This window comes from Janthinobacterium sp. 75, assembly GCF_004365495.1.
Taxonomy (GTDB): Bacteria; Pseudomonadota; Gammaproteobacteria; order Burkholderiales; family Burkholderiaceae_D; genus Janthinobacterium.
Map to the genome: position 1 here is coordinate 3,726,101 of NZ_SORD01000001.1, position 14,573 is coordinate 3,740,673.

Consider the following 14,573-nt stretch of genomic DNA (forward strand, 5'->3'; position numbering starts at 1 on the left):
GGCGGCCATGCCCTATGACATCCCGCGCGACAGCGTCGCGCTCGAACCGGCGGGAGACGCCATCCACTTCCATCTCGCCGTTTTCGGGGCGGGGAAGACTTGCCGCATTACCGTGACGGCATTGCGCAGCCTGGACCAGGGCCAGGGCGGCGACTGGCTGTCCATCTTCGACACCCACCGCCTGCGTATCGGCCAGCGGGCCTTTGCTTATCTGAGCCGTGATCTGCTGGTCAACAGCGTGGTCTTGCGGGCGCTCGACTTCTAGCTGCCTCCCTGTGCCAGCCAGTCGCGCGGCGACAGGCTGCTGCATGCGCGGAAGGCCCGGGTGAAGGCTGGCTGACTGGCATAGCCCACTTCCAGCGCGACATCCTGCACCAGCCAGCCTTGCTGGAGTAGCGCCTTGGCGCGCAGCATGCGCTGGCCCGTCAGGTATTCGGCCGGCGGGCAACCGATGGCCGCGTGGAACTGGCGCGCGAAGCGGCTGCGCGACATGCCGCACAGGCTGGCCAGCGATGCCACCGTCCAGTGGCGCCCGGGATGGTCGTGCATGGCCGCCAGGGCTTTGCCGAGGGCCGTGTCGGAGACGCCGAACAGGCGCGAGGCCGATATCAGCTTGCTGGTCAGTGCATGGCGGAGCAACTGGACGAGCAGCACGTCGCACAGGCGATTGAGCACCAGTTTCTGCCCCAGCCCCCCAAGCTGCGCTTCATCGAACAGCAGGTCGAGCACGCCGGCCAAGGCCGGTAGTTGCGCCAGCGGGATGTGCAGGCAGGGCGGCAGCTTATCGAGCACGGCAGCGCCATCGCCCGCCAGGCGGACGGTGGCGCACAACAGCCGTGCCGTGCCGGCGCCCGTGTCCAGGCCATGCGCCAGCGAGCGCGGATAGAACACCAGCGAGGGCACGTCGACCTGCAGCAGCGTGCCATCGTCGTGGGTGAAGGTCGCAGGTCCCCGCCGCACCAGGTGCAGGTGGCCCGTTCCCGGCTGGGCCGGAAAGTGGTTGCTTCCGCAAAACGCCCCCTCGAAGAAGGTGTCGGCAGAGAACTCCATGCGTATCAACAGGGCAGACAGACGATCCATGGTTAACAAAGAGACGGAAAGATATAAATTGTAGACTAAAAGCAACTAATGTTTCCGTTTTTATCGCTATGATGATGGCCCGATGTTTGTCCTGGACAACATTTTTTTACTGCGCCACCTGAATGGAGAGTCAACATGGCATTGTCCAACGCATTGTCCAACTTAAAGATCGGCACCCGCCTGTATCTGGCCTTTGGCGCCGTCGTCGCCTTGCTGGCGATACTGGTCGCGTCCGCACAAACGAATTTGTCGCGGCTGGGCGAGGCGAATGGCTTGAACATCCACACCTACGAGGTACTGGCCGAGGCAAGCAGTCTGCTGGAAAGCCTGATCAATATCGAAACGGGCCAGCGGGGCTTTGCCTTGACCGGCAAGGACAGCTCGCTGGAGCCGCTGGTCGCGGGCCACCGCAGTTTCGACCAGCATTTGCAGAAGATCCGCGCCCTGACGGCGGACAACCCAACGCAGCAGGAGCGCTTGGCGGTGCTGGAGCGTACCCGGCAACAGTGGCAGGTGAGCGCCATCGAGCCCGTGATCGCCCTGCGCCGAGCAGCGGCCGTCGATGGCAACATCGATGCGGTCGTGGCGGCAGAGCAAGCGGGCAAGGGCAAGTCGGACATGGATGCGATGCGCGTCTTGCTGGCCGACATAGGCAAGACGGAAAGTATGCTGCTGGCGCAGCGCGCCGACGAGGCTGCTGCCCTGAAGACGCGCACCACGCTGGTGCTATTGGGAGGAGGCGCCGTCGCCGTCCTGCTGGCGGCGGTTCTGGCCATGTGGTTGACCCGCAACATCACCGTTCCCCTGAGCGCAGCCGTGGCGCTGGCCAAGCGCGTTGCGCAAGGTGATCTGGGCAGCCACATCGACGTGCGTTCACAAGATGAGACGGGGCAGTTGATGGCCGCCCTGCGCGACATGAATGCGGCTCTGGTACGTATCGTGGGCGAGGTGCGCGGCGGCACGGAGACGATTGCCACGGCGTCGAGCCAGATCGCGGCGGGCAATATGGACTTGTCATCGCGCACGGAACAGCAGGCCAGTTCGCTGGAAGAAACGGCATCGTCAATGGAAGAGTTGACTGCCGCCGTCAAGCAGAATGCGGACAATGCGCTGGCGGCGCGCGCGCTGGCCTCGGCGGCGTCTGCCGTGGCTGTCAAGGGAGGGGCGGTAGTGTCCGAAGTGGTGCAGACCATGGGTTCGATCAATGATTCCTCGCGCAAGATTGCCGACATCATCGGCGTGATCGACAGCATCGCCTTCCAGACGAATATCCTGGCCCTGAATGCCGCCGTGGAGGCTGCTCGGGCGGGTGAACAGGGGCGTGGTTTCGCCGTGGTGGCCACGGAAGTGCGCAACCTGGCCCACCGTTCGGCCAGCGCCGCCAAGGAAATCAAGGGTTTGATCGATGATTCGGTGGACAAGGTGGGGGCGGGCAGCAAGCTGGTCGACCAGGCCGGTGCCACCATGCAGGACGTGGTCGACAGTGTGCAGCGGCTGAGCGCCATCATCGGTGATATCACGGATGCGAGCGAAGAGCAGCGCCTCGGTATCGAGCAGGTCAATGAAGCCATCAGCCAGATGGACCAGGTGACACAGCAAAATGCGGCCCTGGTCGAGGAAGCGGCGGCCGCGGCCAATGCCATGCAGGATCAGGCGGCGCAGCTGTCGCACGCCGTGCAAGTGTTTCGCTTGAAGGATGCGCCGCCGGCCACGCAGGCAGGCGCGGCACGGCCTGCCGCGCGCCGGCCCCTGGGCTTGAGCATGGGCGCCTAGGATCCGGCACTGTGGCCCCGCGGACGGCGGCGTATGGCATTTCCGCACAGATCGTCAAGTAAATGCAGGTATGGCTGGACGGAAATGTTACATCTGGGTATTCTGCGCATCTGATACTTATTTCTATACGGAAAAAGGTAAGAGGGCGGTTCGTGCCAGCGGCAACGCGGCTCGCACGGCCAGGCAAGGTCAGGCATGCAAAGGTGAAGTCGTCCGCTTGCTGAGCGAAACTGTCGTGTTTCGGCTCGCGACGGGCAGGGAAACAGTGCTGTCATCTTTAAAATAGTAGGAGAGGTTGCTCATGGATGCAGAAAAGGATGTTGTGTACGGTACAGAAGATTTGTTGATGAGTTTGTGTAACTCGGTAGTTCGGGTGCTCAACGTTGCAACGCAAAGTAAAGTCAATTATTCAGGCATGGTGCAGCGCATCACCAAGACCGGCCTGAAGCCGGACATCGGTTGCTTCGTGATGTTCGATGGCGGTTTCACGGGCCTGGTGGTGCTCAATTTCGCTGCCGATACGGCGATGGAAATCTATGAGCGCTATATGTTGCACATGGGCATGCCGAAGTCGGAACTGGCCAGTTTCTACACGTCGGACGAAGTGTCGAACATCATGGGTGAGCTGATGAACCAGATCGTGGGCGACTTCACGGGCAAGGTGCGACGCGAATTGCAAACGAATATCACCCAGAGCCAGCCGAAGATGCTGGTGCTGAACAAGCAGGTGATGCTCAGCGTTGACACGCCGCTGGACCGCCCGGAAATGCGCCGCGTCACCTTCTACACGGAAAAGAACAACATTTTCTATCTGGAACTGGCGATCGACCGTACCGAGTTCATCAAGTTGCACGATTTCGATTCCCGTGAAGTCGATGCCGACTCTCTGATGGATACCGAATACGCGAACCGCGAACGCGACGCCGCCCCGGCGCCTGCGGCGGAACCGGAAGACGACGACAACGCCGACCTGCTCAAGTCCCTGGGCATGTAAGCAGCTGTCGCGGACAGTGGCTGGCGGCATGTCTGCCACCGGCCACTGTCGTTGACAGCCTACAGGGTCTTGCTCATGAACACCCGGCTCGTGCCTTCGGGACTGCAGGCGATGTCACCGAAGCGGCGCCAGCCGCGGCGCTCGTAAAATTCGGGCGCCTGGAAACTGATGGTGTACAGCACCGCCGAGGCGCAGCCGCGCCGGCGGCCTTCTTCCTCGAACTGCGCCAGTACCTGGCTGCCCAGGCCCTGTCCCCGCAAGGCAGCGGGCAAATAAAACAAATCGAGAAACAGCAGACCCAGCGAGGTTCTGCCCATGGCGCCGCCCAGCACGCGCTGGCTCTCCCGATCGCGCACGACCACGTTCAATACTTGCCTGTCGCTATAGCCGGTGATGGCATCGTTGTAGGCGTTCAATCCTTCAAGAATGGTTTGTTCAGCCTGCGCGTCGAGCATGGCGCTGACGCAGATGGTGTAGGGCGAGTCGTTGTGCGGTGTGGCAGGCATGGCTGACAGCATGATAGTTAATAACTGTATGAATATACAGTATTTTTCTTGTTTGCACCCGTCTTTATTGCGGCAACGTCAATGTTTCCAAGCGAGACTTGCCGACCATGCTGCTGTGCTGGCTGTCATCGAGCGACCAGTACTCGAGCGCGTACACATAACTGCCATCGATGATGGTCAGCGTTTCCTTCTGGCGGCCGCTGGGCGCCTTGTAATACAGGCGCCGCGCGAGTCTGCCGTCCACCGTCTGATGGAACGATTGCGGTGAAATCGTAACGCGCTTGCCCGTCTTGCCCGCCATGGACATAGCCGTGATCGTCAGATAGGCGCGGTCCGGGCAGCGCGCCAGCAGGTGCGCGCCGCTCAGGACGGCAGGGTGCGCCCGTTCCAGCGGGAAACCATACGGTTGCACGCCGACGATATCGTGGCACGCCATCTGCTGCGCCAGGGCCGTCAGCGCGGCCGGGTCGAGTGCGCTGCTGTAGTGTTTTTCGGCAACCTGCGCCAGGCCCAGCGCCCAGCGGCGCTCCAGCTCGGCCAGCGAAATGTCGCTGGGCACGGGCAACAGCGCGGGGGCATCGGGATCGGCGGCGCCGGACATTTCCGCCTGCATGCGCGAGGCAACAGAGTGGCTACGCTCGGCTTGCCGCATGTCAATTGGCTCGGCAGCATGGAGCGGGTTGGCGAGGCCGGCGGCGATGGCCAGCGTGAAAATGTGTTTTGTCAGCATGGGATCTCTTGGAGGTGCGGCGTGCGCGGCAAGTGGCGCGCGCTGTGGCATGGAAAGAAATGCCATGCATTCTGGCATCGAATGGCGAGTTTGCCTATGCGCGCACGGCAGGGAGGGCGATTGCGCTCCGCCAGATAACGGGGGGCTGGCGCATTCCATCTATTCGCTTATTTATTTTCTGGAAAGCGACATTGTGCATGGTACTTAAACGCTGGAAATATTAATTTCCAATTCAAAATTATGTACGCTGATTTGATTCCAATGGGAAACACAGTGTGGCAAAAAAATATTAAATCACTAGAAAAGAAGAGTATTTATTAGCACCACATTGATGTATATCAATATAATTGTCACACATCTACACAATTCTCGCTACGCTGCCATAGAGCTGCTCCATTGCCTGTATTTCTTTGCCAGTCATTATCTTAAGTCATTGATTATTAACGTAACTATTTGCTTCAGGTAGTTGGCTGTGCCAGGTGCAATTGGGCTTTTGTATGTTGCTGGAAAAGGGTCATGTTGGCGGCGCTGTGGCTCTGACGGTGTGTTAATCCGCTGTAGCCTTTTCATCGTTTTCATCATGCCGAAAAGCAAGACTGGCTTGCATGAGTGCGACAGATTATGGGCTAGCCCCACGGGTGCTTCTACTCGCGGGACGCGATGGCGGGATGTTTCCTGATGATGGCAGTCCATTTGGAGGCTGGATGTTGAAACGACAGTTATTGTGTATCGATTTGAGTGGCACTGGCTCGCAGCATGAGGCAAGCATGCAGCAGTTTGGCGTGGCGTGGGAAGACTGGAAAGTCTGCGCCGTGACGAGCCTGGCTGCCGCGGCACGTGCGTTGCGCACGCAGGCTTTTCCGGTGGGGGTGCTGATTTCCCCGCTCGACGGGCTGGGAGAAATCGACAGTTTCTTGCATCAGCATTGGGATATGCAATGGGTGGGCATTTTTCCACCGCGTGCCTTGCAGACGGCGGCATGCCGGCGTCTGGTACGCGATCATTGCTATGATTACCACACCTTGCCTGTCGACATGCTGCGGCTGCGCCATACCCTGGGCCATGCTTATGGCTACGCCACTTTGCGCGAGATGCCGGAAGCGCCACTGTGTGCGCTGGAACAGCCTGATATGGCGCTCAAGGGCAGTGGCGTCGCCATTGGCCGCTTGCGGCGCCAGATCCTCAAGGTCGCAGGTGCCAGCGCGCCAGTACTGATCTGGGGCGAGTCGGGCAGTGGCAAGGAGCTGACGGCGCAAGCGATACACGTCCATTCCGCGCGCGCGGCAGGGCCCTTCGTGCCCATTAATTGTGGCGCGATTCCGGCTGGCCTGGCGCAATCCGAGCTATTCGGCCATGAACGGGGTGCATTCACCGGGGCCACCCGGGACAAGCGGGGCTTGATCGAGTCGGCGGCAGGAGGCACGGTATTTCTTGACGAGATAGGCGACCTGCCGCTCCCCTTGCAAACCAATTTGCTGCGCTTTCTGCAGGAAAAAACGATTTACCGTGTCGGCTCCACGCACAGTACCGCCGTGGACGCGCGCGTCATTGCTGCTTCGCATGTCAATTTGCTGGAGGCCGTGCAGCAGGGGCGGTTCCGGGAAGATTTGTATTACCGGCTCAATGTGCTGGCGCTCGATGTCCCTCCTTTGCGCGAACGGAAGGAAGACTTGATGTTGCTGGCAAACCATTTTTTTGCCACCTATGTCTCGGAGCGGGCGCCGCTGGTGCGAGGCTTCAGTAACGCAGCCGTCGAGGCGATCTGCAACCATACCTGGCCGGGCAATGTGCGCGAATTGATCAACCGGGTGCGGCGTGCCATGGTGATGGCAGAGGGCAGGGCGATCCTGCCGCAGGACCTGGGATTGTCCGCTGCGGACGCGCCAGGCGCCGATGTTGCACTCGGCAGTATTCGCTTGCGCGCGGACCGTGACGCCGTGCAGGCCTGCCTGGCCAGTGCCGACAGCAATGTCAGCAAGGCCGCACGCAATCTGGGCGTGTCGCGCATGACGCTGTACCGGATGATCAAAAAGCTCAATATCGAATGTTGAACCTGGCGCCCCGGGGGAAGTCCTTTGCCCTGCGTGTGGATAGTTGCAGCTGTAACGGTGTAACAGAATTGAGACAGTCGCAGGACCGGCATGGCGTCTTGCAAGTGCTTGATTTTTCGTCGATATCGCTGTTTTTGCGAGCCGTGACTGAAAAGCGGGTGGCGCATGGCTGTGACAGTTTTCCGTGTTTTGTTTGTCAAGTTTCCGAGGGGAATGCCACGCAAGCCGGCGGTCATCGAATAAGGCGTTTCAATTCAATGGCTTGGCCGAATTTTTTATTGCTGGCACCAAATTTGCTGTGAAGCTGTGTACCTGACGAGTCAGTCTGGTGCCAGCATCCTGATCAACTTTTAAAGAGGAAACTGCAATGAAAAAAACTCTCATCGCGGCAGCGGTAGCGCTGGCCTTCGGCTTCAGCGCCCATGCCCAGAACAATGGCTCGACCAGGGTCGATGATGTCACGGGTAACAATACCCAGACGGCGAGCAATACCACGACGCTGTCCGGCGCCGGGCCCGGGGCGAACGCGAACTCCACCGCTACTCAGGACAATAACTCGGACCAGAATAACGACAAGAGCACAGGGAAAAACAATAGCAGCGGCAACGCGAATGCCAGTGCGTTGGGCGCATCCGCGGCAAACAATGGCGGCACCAGCACCAGTAGCGCGGCAAATGCCTTCAATACGTCGACGGCAACTGCAGCGAGCACCCTGAGTGGCGCGGTGTCGGGCAACACGGTCAGTAACATCGGCAATGTCGCCACCAATAATGGCAATACCAGCGGTGGCACAGGCATGGGGGGCATCGGCGGCAAAGCACAGAGTGGCGATGCCTACGGCAAGGGTGGCGCGGGTGGTGCTGCCGCCGGTGGCGCTGGCGCATCGGGTGCGAGCGGTGGCAACGCCAGGAATGGCAGTGCCACCAATGGCGCAGCGATGGTGGGTGACAGCACGGCCGGGGCAGGTGGTGCGGGCGGTCTGGCCAAGAATGCCAGTACCGGCGATGGCGGTGCTGGCGGCACAGGCGGCGCAGGTGGCCGCGGTGCGGCCGGTGGCGATGTGTCTGGCGGCAACGGCGGCAGGGGTGGCTTGGCAGGCAGTGCCACTGGCGGCGCTGGCGGCAGTACCGGCAGCACGACAGGCGGCAACGGCGGTGACAGCGGCCAATCCATCGGCGGTGCAGGTGGCGACGGTGGCTATAGCCGTAGCGCCGCTGGCGGCGATGGCGGCAGCGGCAGTGCCAACAGCCGCGCCAGGAATGCGGGTGGCGGCGTCTCCACTTCCACCGGTGGCACCGCGACGGGCGGCGCCGGTGGTGCCGGTGGCACCAATACGGCTGGCGCAGGTGCCGCAGGCGGGGGAAGTGGCTCCGGTGCCGGTGGTGCTGGCGCTGCATTGACGAGTACGGGTGGCGCCGGGGCTGCTGCAACTGGCGGTAGCGGTGGTGCTGGTGGTGCCGGCACGGGTGGCACCAGCACCGGCGGCAGCGGCGCTGCTGGTGCGACTGGCGGCAGTGGCGGCAGCAGCGGGATGGCGCAAAACACCGGGGGTGCCGGTGCGGCTGGCGGCAGTTCGAGCAATGGCAGCGCGACTAACGGCTCGCCTTCGAACGGCAGTGCCATTGCCGGTGCTGGCGGTGCTGGCGGTGCAGGCGGCGGCAGCAATACCGGTGGCGCGGCCGGTAGCGGTGGCACCAACACGGGCGGCGCGGCAACTGGCGGTGCCGGCGCTGGCGGCACGGGCGGTGCGGGCGGTGCGCTGGCAGTCAATGCCGGTGCGTTCGACATGTCCAACACCATGACCGGTACCGCGCAGTCGGCGGCAGGCTTGCTGGTTATCAGCCAGAACAGCGGCATTTCTTCGCTGATACAGCAAAGTGTGACAGTGCAGGCCAATCTGGCAGTGGGACACTAGGCTAGCGTTTGTCTGGTGTCAGGCTCCGCCGTGGCAATGCTGCGGCGGAGCATCACAGGTCATGAACAAGGGGATGAGCATGCGCCTTTTTTTTCATTCGATATGCTGTGCCAGTCTGGCCTGTGTTTCCACAGGTGTCATGGCTGCACAGGAAGCAAGGGCGCTGCCCTTGCTCGCCGGGCCAGAGTGTAATCTGCCGATTATTGCCGCTCCGCCCACGTCGCTGACCGCGCTGATGCCGCTGACGGCGGATGTGGCGTTTGCCGTGGGCCTTGGCCGGGCCGCTGGCGAATCCGCCCTGGATCAGGCGCGTGGCGGTACCGATACGGTTACCAATGAAGCACGCCTGAGCGGCTTCGTCACTGGCAACTCGGCCAGCTACATCAGCACGGGGGCCAACACGATCGATGGTGCCGCGTTTGCCAACGCTTCCGGCATCCCCATCGTCATTCAGAATTCGGGCGCCAATGTGTTGATCCAGAACGCCACCATCATCAATTTGCAGTTGCACTAGGCATGGCCACGACTCGCACATGCTCGCTCCTCACGCTTTGCCTGCCCTTGCTTGGCGGCGTGGCATCCGCTGACGCGGGCGCAGCCGATATCGGCGCCTTCGGCAGTGCACGCTTTAATGTGCCGCTGGTCAGCATGCGCGAGGCGCGTTTCCAGCGCACTTTGCATCAGCAATACGACTTCAGTTGTGGTTCCGCTGCGGTGGCCACCCTGTTGACCCATCATTACGCGGATCCTGTGACGGAAGAGTTTGTTTTTGAACAAATGTATAAGCAAGGTGATCAGCAAAAGATTCGCAAAGAGGGATTTTCCTTGCTCGATATCAAGCGTTTTCTTGCAAGCCGAGGCTTTCTGGCCGACGGGTTTCAGTTGCCGCTGGATAAGTTGGCTGAGGCGGGCTTTCCCGCCATCGTGCTGGTGGCCGAAAAAGGCTATCGGCATTTTGTCGTGGTCAAGGGGCTGAACCAGAGCCGTGTGCTGATCGGCGATCCTGCCGGCGGCACCCGTGCCATGCCGCGCGCCGGTTTCGAGGCGATCTGGCAGGGCCGTTTGCTGTTTGTAATCCATGGCCGTGCGACATCGTCCGCACCGGGCCCGGTGGATGATGTGGCGATGCAGGCAGCCCGCTTCAATGATGTCGATGACTGGCGCGCGGCGCCGCAAGCGCCACTGGGACTGGCGATCAGCCGCAGCGGGCTCGATCAGCTCACCATGCCGAAGAATGACGGTGGGAATTTCTAATGGCGGGCAAACGCCACGCTGGAGGATGTATGTACAAGAAAGAGCGGTTAGCTGCTGCGAGCCTGGCCTGCCTGCTTGTTGTCGCGCAGAATACTGACGCCGCACTGCCGGAAGCGGGATGGACGGCGGTCAGCGAAGAAACGCTGGAGCAAACTCGGGGCGGCTTCGACATGCCAGGTGGCTTGAGCCTGTCGCTGGGCATAGAGCGCCTGGTCAGCATCAATGGCAATGTGGTTTCCAGCGTGGCGTTCACGATTGCCGACGTGGCGCACCTGAGCGTCGAAGAAGCGAGCCTGGCGCGTACGGCAATCACGTCGATGAATGTCGTGCAAAATGGTGCCGGCAATGTGTTTTCGCCAGGCCCGATGGCGCAAACGATGGCCGGCACCGTGATCCAGAACAGCTTGAATGACCAGGTCTTGCGTACCCAGACCATCGTCAATAGCAGCGTGAACAGTCTTCAATTGCTGAAGCTGGCGAACTTCCAGGATACCTTGCAAAATGCGCTAGGCAATGTTGCAGGTTCCAGATAGAGTTTTCAGCAAGCCGCCCGGATTCCCCGGGCGGCATCGTGCAGTAGCGCCGGGCCATTGCGGTTGTGCTGCCCGCGCCGGCTACTGATAGGCAGGGCTTGTCATCGGGAGAGACTATGCGGCATCTTTACTTATTGCGATTTGGTACGGCGGGTGTATCAGCTTTTCTGCTGTGTGCAGCCGTTCAGGCCCAGCAAGCGCCCGGCGCCAGCCAGGACGATCTGGTGGCGCAGCTGGAAAGCCTGAAAGCGCAATTGGCCGAACAGCGGCACCTGCTGGAGGCGCTGCGCGCATCGATGCATGATCAGCAACGCCGCATCGACGTGCTGCAGGGCAATGAACCTGTCGACAATAACAGCCTGGCCAGGCAGCGGGGCACAGGGTTGCGGGCGGCTTACCTGTCGCTGGCGGACATGCAGGACACCGGGTCCGCTCCGCAGACGCCGCCATCGACGCCCCAACCGGTGGGAGTGGCGCCAAGCCAGCCCGTCCGGCCGCCCGAAGTGGCGCCCCTGTTCGAACAGCCCGGGGTGCTGACGCCCAAGGGGAGCTACGTGCTGGAACCGTCGATGCAATTCGGCTACTCGTCCAGCAACCGGGTCGCCCTGGTCGGCTACACCATTATTCCCGCCTTGCTGATCGGCTTGATCGATGTGCGCGAAGTCAAGCGCAATACCCTGACCGGCGCGCTGACCGTGCGCACCGGCTTGACCAACCGCCTTGAAGTCGAAGCCAGGGTACCGTATGTGTATCGCTCCGATGCTACCGTCAGCCGCGAACTGTTCACCGGCACGGCCTCGGAGCGGGTGTTCGATACGAGCGGGCGCGCCTTGGGCGATATCGAGGTGGCCGCCCGCTACCAGCTGAACAATGGCGGCGCCGACAAGCCGTACTACGTGGCCGGCCTGCGCTTCAAGTCGCGCACCGGACGCGATCCGTTCCAGGTTGTCACGGACTGTACGCAGCGCTGCGTGGGCGAAAATGCGACGGGTACGGGCTTGCCGCTGGACTTGCCCACCGGCTCCGGATTCTATTCCCTGCAGCCCAGCCTGACCTGGCTGTATCCCTCCGATCCCGCCGTATTCTTTGGCAGCATCAGCTACCTGCACAGCTTCAAGCGCACTGATGTCAGCCGCCTGGTGCTCGATGGCGCGCGCGAACCTCTGGGCACCATCGAACCTGGAAAAATTTTCGGCGTGAATTTCGGCATCGGCCTGGCGCTGAATGAAAAGGCGTCGCTCAGTCTGGGCTACGATCACAGCAGCGTTGGACGCACGCGTCAAAATGGCGTGACCGTGCCCGGTTCCGTGCGCACGCAGCTGGGTACCCTGCTGATGGGGTTTTCGTATCGACTTAGCAAGGACCGGAGCTTGAACGTGTCGGTGGGCGCCGGTTTGACGCGCGATACGCCCGATGTGTCCATATCAGTCAGGTTGCCGATGACCTTTTAATGGCGTGCGGGCGAGCGGGAGCCGCCAACAAGCTGCCGCACCTGCACCGCTAGCGGACCGCCATCGCCGACGCAATCTCGATCGAACTCAGTTTCCAGTCCCACACACCGTGGCGTTGCAAGACCAGCGCGCCGTTCTGGCCGCTGCCTTCCTTGGTCCGGACGACGAAGGTGTTGACGCCGGCATAGCCTGCGGTGTAACCGGCTTTTTTCTGCGCGCCATCGGCGGGCGCATCCGCATCGCCTTCTGCTCCCGCTTGCGGGCTGACGGCGCTCTTGTTGACCAGCGCCACGACACCGGCGGGCGAAACCATGGTGTCGACCATCTTGCCCAGCATGGCACCAGCGATCGACTGGCCCAGGGCGGCCAGCGGGTTGCCGCTGCCGGCAGTCGCCTCGATGCTGCGGGCCATGCTGGCCTCCAGCTGCGCCTTGACGCTGGCGCGCAGGGCGGGGAAGTCCACGTGTGTAGCCAGGGTTTCGGCATTGCGTTCGGCCAGGGCAGTCTTGATCTGGTGCAAGGCGTAGTAGGGCGAAGCGTAGGCGCTGGCGGCGAAGGCAATGACGGCCACGCTGGCGGCTATGGTGATTTTTTTCAAGTGATGCCTGCAAGGTGATGTGTGGAAAACGGATGCCACGCAGGGTATCCGCTAAATAGAACAGCTGCAATAGTATTTTCTTGCCATCAACTCCCTCCTGTCTTCCTCCGCATTGACTCAGCGTGCCCCTGCTGGACCACTATAGAGTGGAAGAGGGTGGGTGCTGTATTATGGGAGAAAAGTACCTAACTAGTTGTTTTAGCTGAATAGCTGGAACTTGTGACAGTACCCGGCCCGCGTTGGCTCTGCTCGCCTTGAATTTTCCGCTCACCACGCATTATTGTCGTGGGGGCGAAAGACGAAGCCACCCTTGAGGTGGTTTTTCTATTTTAGCTGTAAGCAGCTGGCAGCAGAGGTCACCCTCTGGCCGTCGGATTCGTGCAACACGACGCTGGCCGCATACTTCGTTGCACAGTTATGCCGCAACCACCTCAAGTTCTCGACCAAGTGCATGCATCGCGTTTTCGATAGCGTCGATCTTGGTTGTATGCGCCAGGTCGAGCAGTCGCGTTACCTCTTGGGGCTTCACGCCCAGGCGCCGGGCCAGCTCGACCGGTCTGATATCCTGTGCGGCCATTTCATTCAGCAGCAGTACCTTGGCGCTAACGCTGGCCGGCAGGCTAACAAGGCGCTCGCCAGGCAGCGCTGCTGATGGCGCCGGCGCGGCGCGGCGGTCCTCAAAGTAAAAATCCATTGCTGTGGCAAGGACAGAGCGGGCTTCGGCGAGCGCCTCGACTTCGTCGTCGCCCTGAGCGATCGCTTCTGGGATATCGCGGAACGTGACGACATAGCCGCCATCCGGATCTGGTGTAAAAGTTGCTGGATATTTCATGGTCGTCCTCAGATGAATGCTGATACTGCGGTGCGGCGAATCATGCTGCAAACCCCTTTCAGGGCTTGCCTCATTTCAGGTTTAGTTGTTTCTTGACTTCTTCAACAAGGCCTGTTTTCAGCTCCTTGCTTGGGTGCCTCGGGAGGATCGTCTGTTTGCCGTTTAGATAGACCTTCAGGTGGTTCGTGTCATCCTTGAAAGTCGCTCCGTTCTGCTTGAGCCACAGTACAAACTCACGCTGTTTCATTGCCCCATTGTTTTTTTGATGGCTAGAGTATAAGCAATTCTGCTTATTCTGGCAAACAATATAAGCAGAAATGTTTATTTATTCGCGTGGTCTGACCCGATGCACGCGCGCTCAGGCCGCCGCAGGTCAGTAAAGGGCGTGCATCATGAAGTAGGGAGTCCCCAAAAAACACTGCCAGTCGCCAATCCCGGCTGCTGCCGGCGTTAGAAGCGACACTTCAGTGCGCACGGGTCAAAAATCGGCTGATGAGTTTCGGAGCACCCGCCCGGAGATACTCAGTTGACGCCACACGTCGCGAGCAGGTTAGATTGTACCCAGCTGACACGTGTTGTAGGCGCGGCTTTTTGGCGCCGAACGCTGTAACCGGTAACTAAATTTCGCGGGTGATGCTCAAGTGATAGAGCGCGGGCCTTCCAAGTCGGCGACGCGGGTTCGAGGCCCGTCACCCCCTCCAGTTTCGAGAGGCCCAGACCGCGAGGTGGGGCCTAGTAGCCAATACGGTGGATAAAAGCCAAGAAAGTCCATCCCTCTCGATCATTGTTCGTCGCCTGCCGTATCACTGTGCTGGCGGCTTTTTTTTGAGTATCGAGAAGACAGAGCTTAGAAAAC

The 14,573-nt window shown here is 60.8% G+C and carries 15 protein-coding genes; 9 read left to right on the forward strand and 6 right to left on the reverse strand.

The features are described from left to right. The first annotated feature begins 7 nt into the window (after positions 1-7). On the forward strand, positions 8-265 hold the full coding sequence (locus tag C8C89_RS16995) for a DUF1488 family protein (protein WP_101481428.1): 258 nt from the start codon (positions 8-10) through the stop codon (positions 263-265). On the opposite strand, the gene C8C89_RS17000 is transcribed toward C8C89_RS16995, so the two are convergent. After that, complete coding sequence (locus C8C89_RS17000) at positions 262-1,080, reverse strand: AraC family transcriptional regulator (RefSeq protein WP_133991252.1); 819 nt, start codon at positions 1,078-1,080, stop codon at positions 262-264. The genes C8C89_RS16995 and C8C89_RS17000 overlap by 4 nt on opposite strands. Before the next feature lie 135 nt (positions 1,081-1,215). On the opposite strand from C8C89_RS17000, the gene C8C89_RS17005 reads away from it, so the two are divergent. Together C8C89_RS17005 and C8C89_RS17015 are read left to right on the forward strand one after the other, a co-directional pair. Further along, positions 1,216-2,853 (forward strand): methyl-accepting chemotaxis protein, encoded by a 1,638-nt coding sequence (locus C8C89_RS17005; protein ID WP_133991254.1) that lies wholly within the window; start codon positions 1,216-1,218, stop codon positions 2,851-2,853. Positions 2,854-3,154: 301 nt separating this feature from the next. Then, entirely contained in the window at positions 3,155-3,847 is a 693-nt protein-coding gene (locus C8C89_RS17015; protein ID WP_101481424.1) for a DUF3334 family protein, read from the forward strand. A gap of 59 nt (positions 3,848-3,906) precedes the next feature. Here the strand turns inward: C8C89_RS17015 and C8C89_RS17020 are convergent, their stop codons facing one another. Then, positions 3,907-4,353: a GNAT family N-acetyltransferase gene (locus tag C8C89_RS17020; protein WP_243858052.1), complete on the reverse strand. Its 447-nt coding sequence runs from the start codon at positions 4,351-4,353 to the stop codon at positions 3,907-3,909. 64 nt (positions 4,354-4,417) lie between these two features. Continuing rightward, positions 4,418-5,083: a hypothetical protein gene (locus C8C89_RS17025; protein WP_133991258.1), complete on the reverse strand. Its 666-nt coding sequence runs from the start codon at positions 5,081-5,083 to the stop codon at positions 4,418-4,420. 767 nt (positions 5,084-5,850) lie between these two features. Between C8C89_RS17025 and C8C89_RS17030 the strand changes: the two genes are divergently transcribed. From C8C89_RS17030 to C8C89_RS17055, 6 genes are all read left to right on the forward strand, one after another. Then, the gene (locus C8C89_RS17030; RefSeq protein WP_243858053.1) at positions 5,851-7,134 is read left to right on the forward strand and encodes a sigma-54 dependent transcriptional regulator; all 1,284 of its coding nucleotides are present in this window, start codon (positions 5,851-5,853) and stop codon (positions 7,132-7,134) included. 367 nt (positions 7,135-7,501) lie between these two features. Then, positions 7,502-9,049: a hypothetical protein gene (locus tag C8C89_RS17035; RefSeq protein ID WP_133991262.1), complete on the forward strand. Its 1,548-nt coding sequence runs from the start codon at positions 7,502-7,504 to the stop codon at positions 9,047-9,049. 139 nt (positions 9,050-9,188) lie between these two features. After that, positions 9,189-9,563 (forward strand): hypothetical protein, encoded by a 375-nt coding sequence (locus C8C89_RS17040; RefSeq protein WP_133991264.1) that lies wholly within the window; start codon positions 9,189-9,191, stop codon positions 9,561-9,563. A 2-nt stretch (positions 9,564-9,565) separates the two neighbouring features. Beyond that, the gene (locus tag C8C89_RS17045) at positions 9,566-10,303 is read left to right on the forward strand and encodes a C39 family peptidase (protein ID WP_133991266.1); all 738 of its coding nucleotides are present in this window, start codon (positions 9,566-9,568) and stop codon (positions 10,301-10,303) included. Positions 10,304-10,332: 29 nt separating this feature from the next. Then, positions 10,333-10,836, forward strand: coding sequence for a hypothetical protein (locus C8C89_RS17050; RefSeq protein WP_133991268.1), 504 nt, complete (start codon positions 10,333-10,335; stop codon positions 10,834-10,836). A 116-nt stretch (positions 10,837-10,952) separates the two neighbouring features. After that, positions 10,953-12,287 carry a transporter gene (locus C8C89_RS17055; RefSeq protein ID WP_101481416.1) on the forward strand — a complete coding sequence of 445 codons (1,335 nt, stop codon included), beginning with the start codon at positions 10,953-10,955 and terminating at the stop codon, positions 12,285-12,287. A 49-nt stretch (positions 12,288-12,336) separates the two neighbouring features. On the opposite strand, the gene C8C89_RS17060 is transcribed toward C8C89_RS17055, so the two are convergent. From C8C89_RS17060 to C8C89_RS17070, 3 genes are all read right to left on the reverse strand, one after another. Further along, positions 12,337-12,885: a DUF2939 domain-containing protein gene (locus tag C8C89_RS17060; RefSeq protein ID WP_166674775.1), complete on the reverse strand. Its 549-nt coding sequence runs from the start codon at positions 12,883-12,885 to the stop codon at positions 12,337-12,339. 415 nt (positions 12,886-13,300) lie between these two features. Further along, positions 13,301-13,717, reverse strand: coding sequence for a type II toxin-antitoxin system HicB family antitoxin (locus C8C89_RS17065; RefSeq protein ID WP_133991272.1), 417 nt, complete (start codon positions 13,715-13,717; stop codon positions 13,301-13,303). 70 nt (positions 13,718-13,787) lie between these two features. Then, a complete protein-coding gene (locus C8C89_RS17070; RefSeq protein ID WP_133991274.1) occupies positions 13,788-13,964 on the reverse strand; it encodes a type II toxin-antitoxin system HicA family toxin in 177 nt (58 codons plus the stop codon). Positions 13,965-14,573: the final 609 nt, after the last annotated feature.

What these genes read in the sequence shown, in the direction of transcription:
- C8C89_RS17050 (WP_133991268.1), top strand. Translation starts at nt 10,333, where the DNA reads ATGTACAAGAAAGAGCGGTTAGCTGCTGCGAGCCTGGCCTGCCTGCTT.
- C8C89_RS17065 (WP_133991272.1), bottom strand. Translation starts at nt 13,717, where the DNA reads ATGAAATATCCAGCAACTTTTACACCAGATCCGGATGGCGGCTATGTC.
- C8C89_RS17070 (WP_133991274.1), bottom strand. Translation starts at nt 13,964, where the DNA reads ATGAAACAGCGTGAGTTTGTACTGTGGCTCAAGCAGAACGGAGCGACT.
- C8C89_RS17000 (WP_133991252.1), bottom strand. Translation starts at nt 1,080, where the DNA reads ATGGATCGTCTGTCTGCCCTGTTGATACGCATGGAGTTCTCTGCCGAC.
- C8C89_RS17040 (WP_133991264.1), top strand. Translation starts at nt 9,189, where the DNA reads ATGGCTGCACAGGAAGCAAGGGCGCTGCCCTTGCTCGCCGGGCCAGAG.
- C8C89_RS17045 (WP_133991266.1), top strand. Translation starts at nt 9,566, where the DNA reads ATGGCCACGACTCGCACATGCTCGCTCCTCACGCTTTGCCTGCCCTTG.
- C8C89_RS16995 (WP_101481428.1), top strand. Translation starts at nt 8, where the DNA reads ATGCCCTATGACATCCCGCGCGACAGCGTCGCGCTCGAACCGGCGGGA.
- C8C89_RS17035 (WP_133991262.1), top strand. Translation starts at nt 7,502, where the DNA reads ATGAAAAAAACTCTCATCGCGGCAGCGGTAGCGCTGGCCTTCGGCTTC.
- C8C89_RS17030 (WP_243858053.1), top strand. Translation starts at nt 5,851, where the DNA reads ATGCAGCAGTTTGGCGTGGCGTGGGAAGACTGGAAAGTCTGCGCCGTG.
- C8C89_RS17020 (WP_243858052.1), bottom strand. Translation starts at nt 4,353, where the DNA reads ATGCCTGCCACACCGCACAACGACTCGCCCTACACCATCTGCGTCAGC.
- C8C89_RS17025 (WP_133991258.1), bottom strand. Translation starts at nt 5,083, where the DNA reads ATGCTGACAAAACACATTTTCACGCTGGCCATCGCCGCCGGCCTCGCC.
- C8C89_RS17015 (WP_101481424.1), top strand. Translation starts at nt 3,155, where the DNA reads ATGGATGCAGAAAAGGATGTTGTGTACGGTACAGAAGATTTGTTGATG.
- C8C89_RS17055 (WP_101481416.1), top strand. Translation starts at nt 10,953, where the DNA reads ATGCGGCATCTTTACTTATTGCGATTTGGTACGGCGGGTGTATCAGCT.
- C8C89_RS17005 (WP_133991254.1), top strand. Translation starts at nt 1,216, where the DNA reads ATGGCATTGTCCAACGCATTGTCCAACTTAAAGATCGGCACCCGCCTG.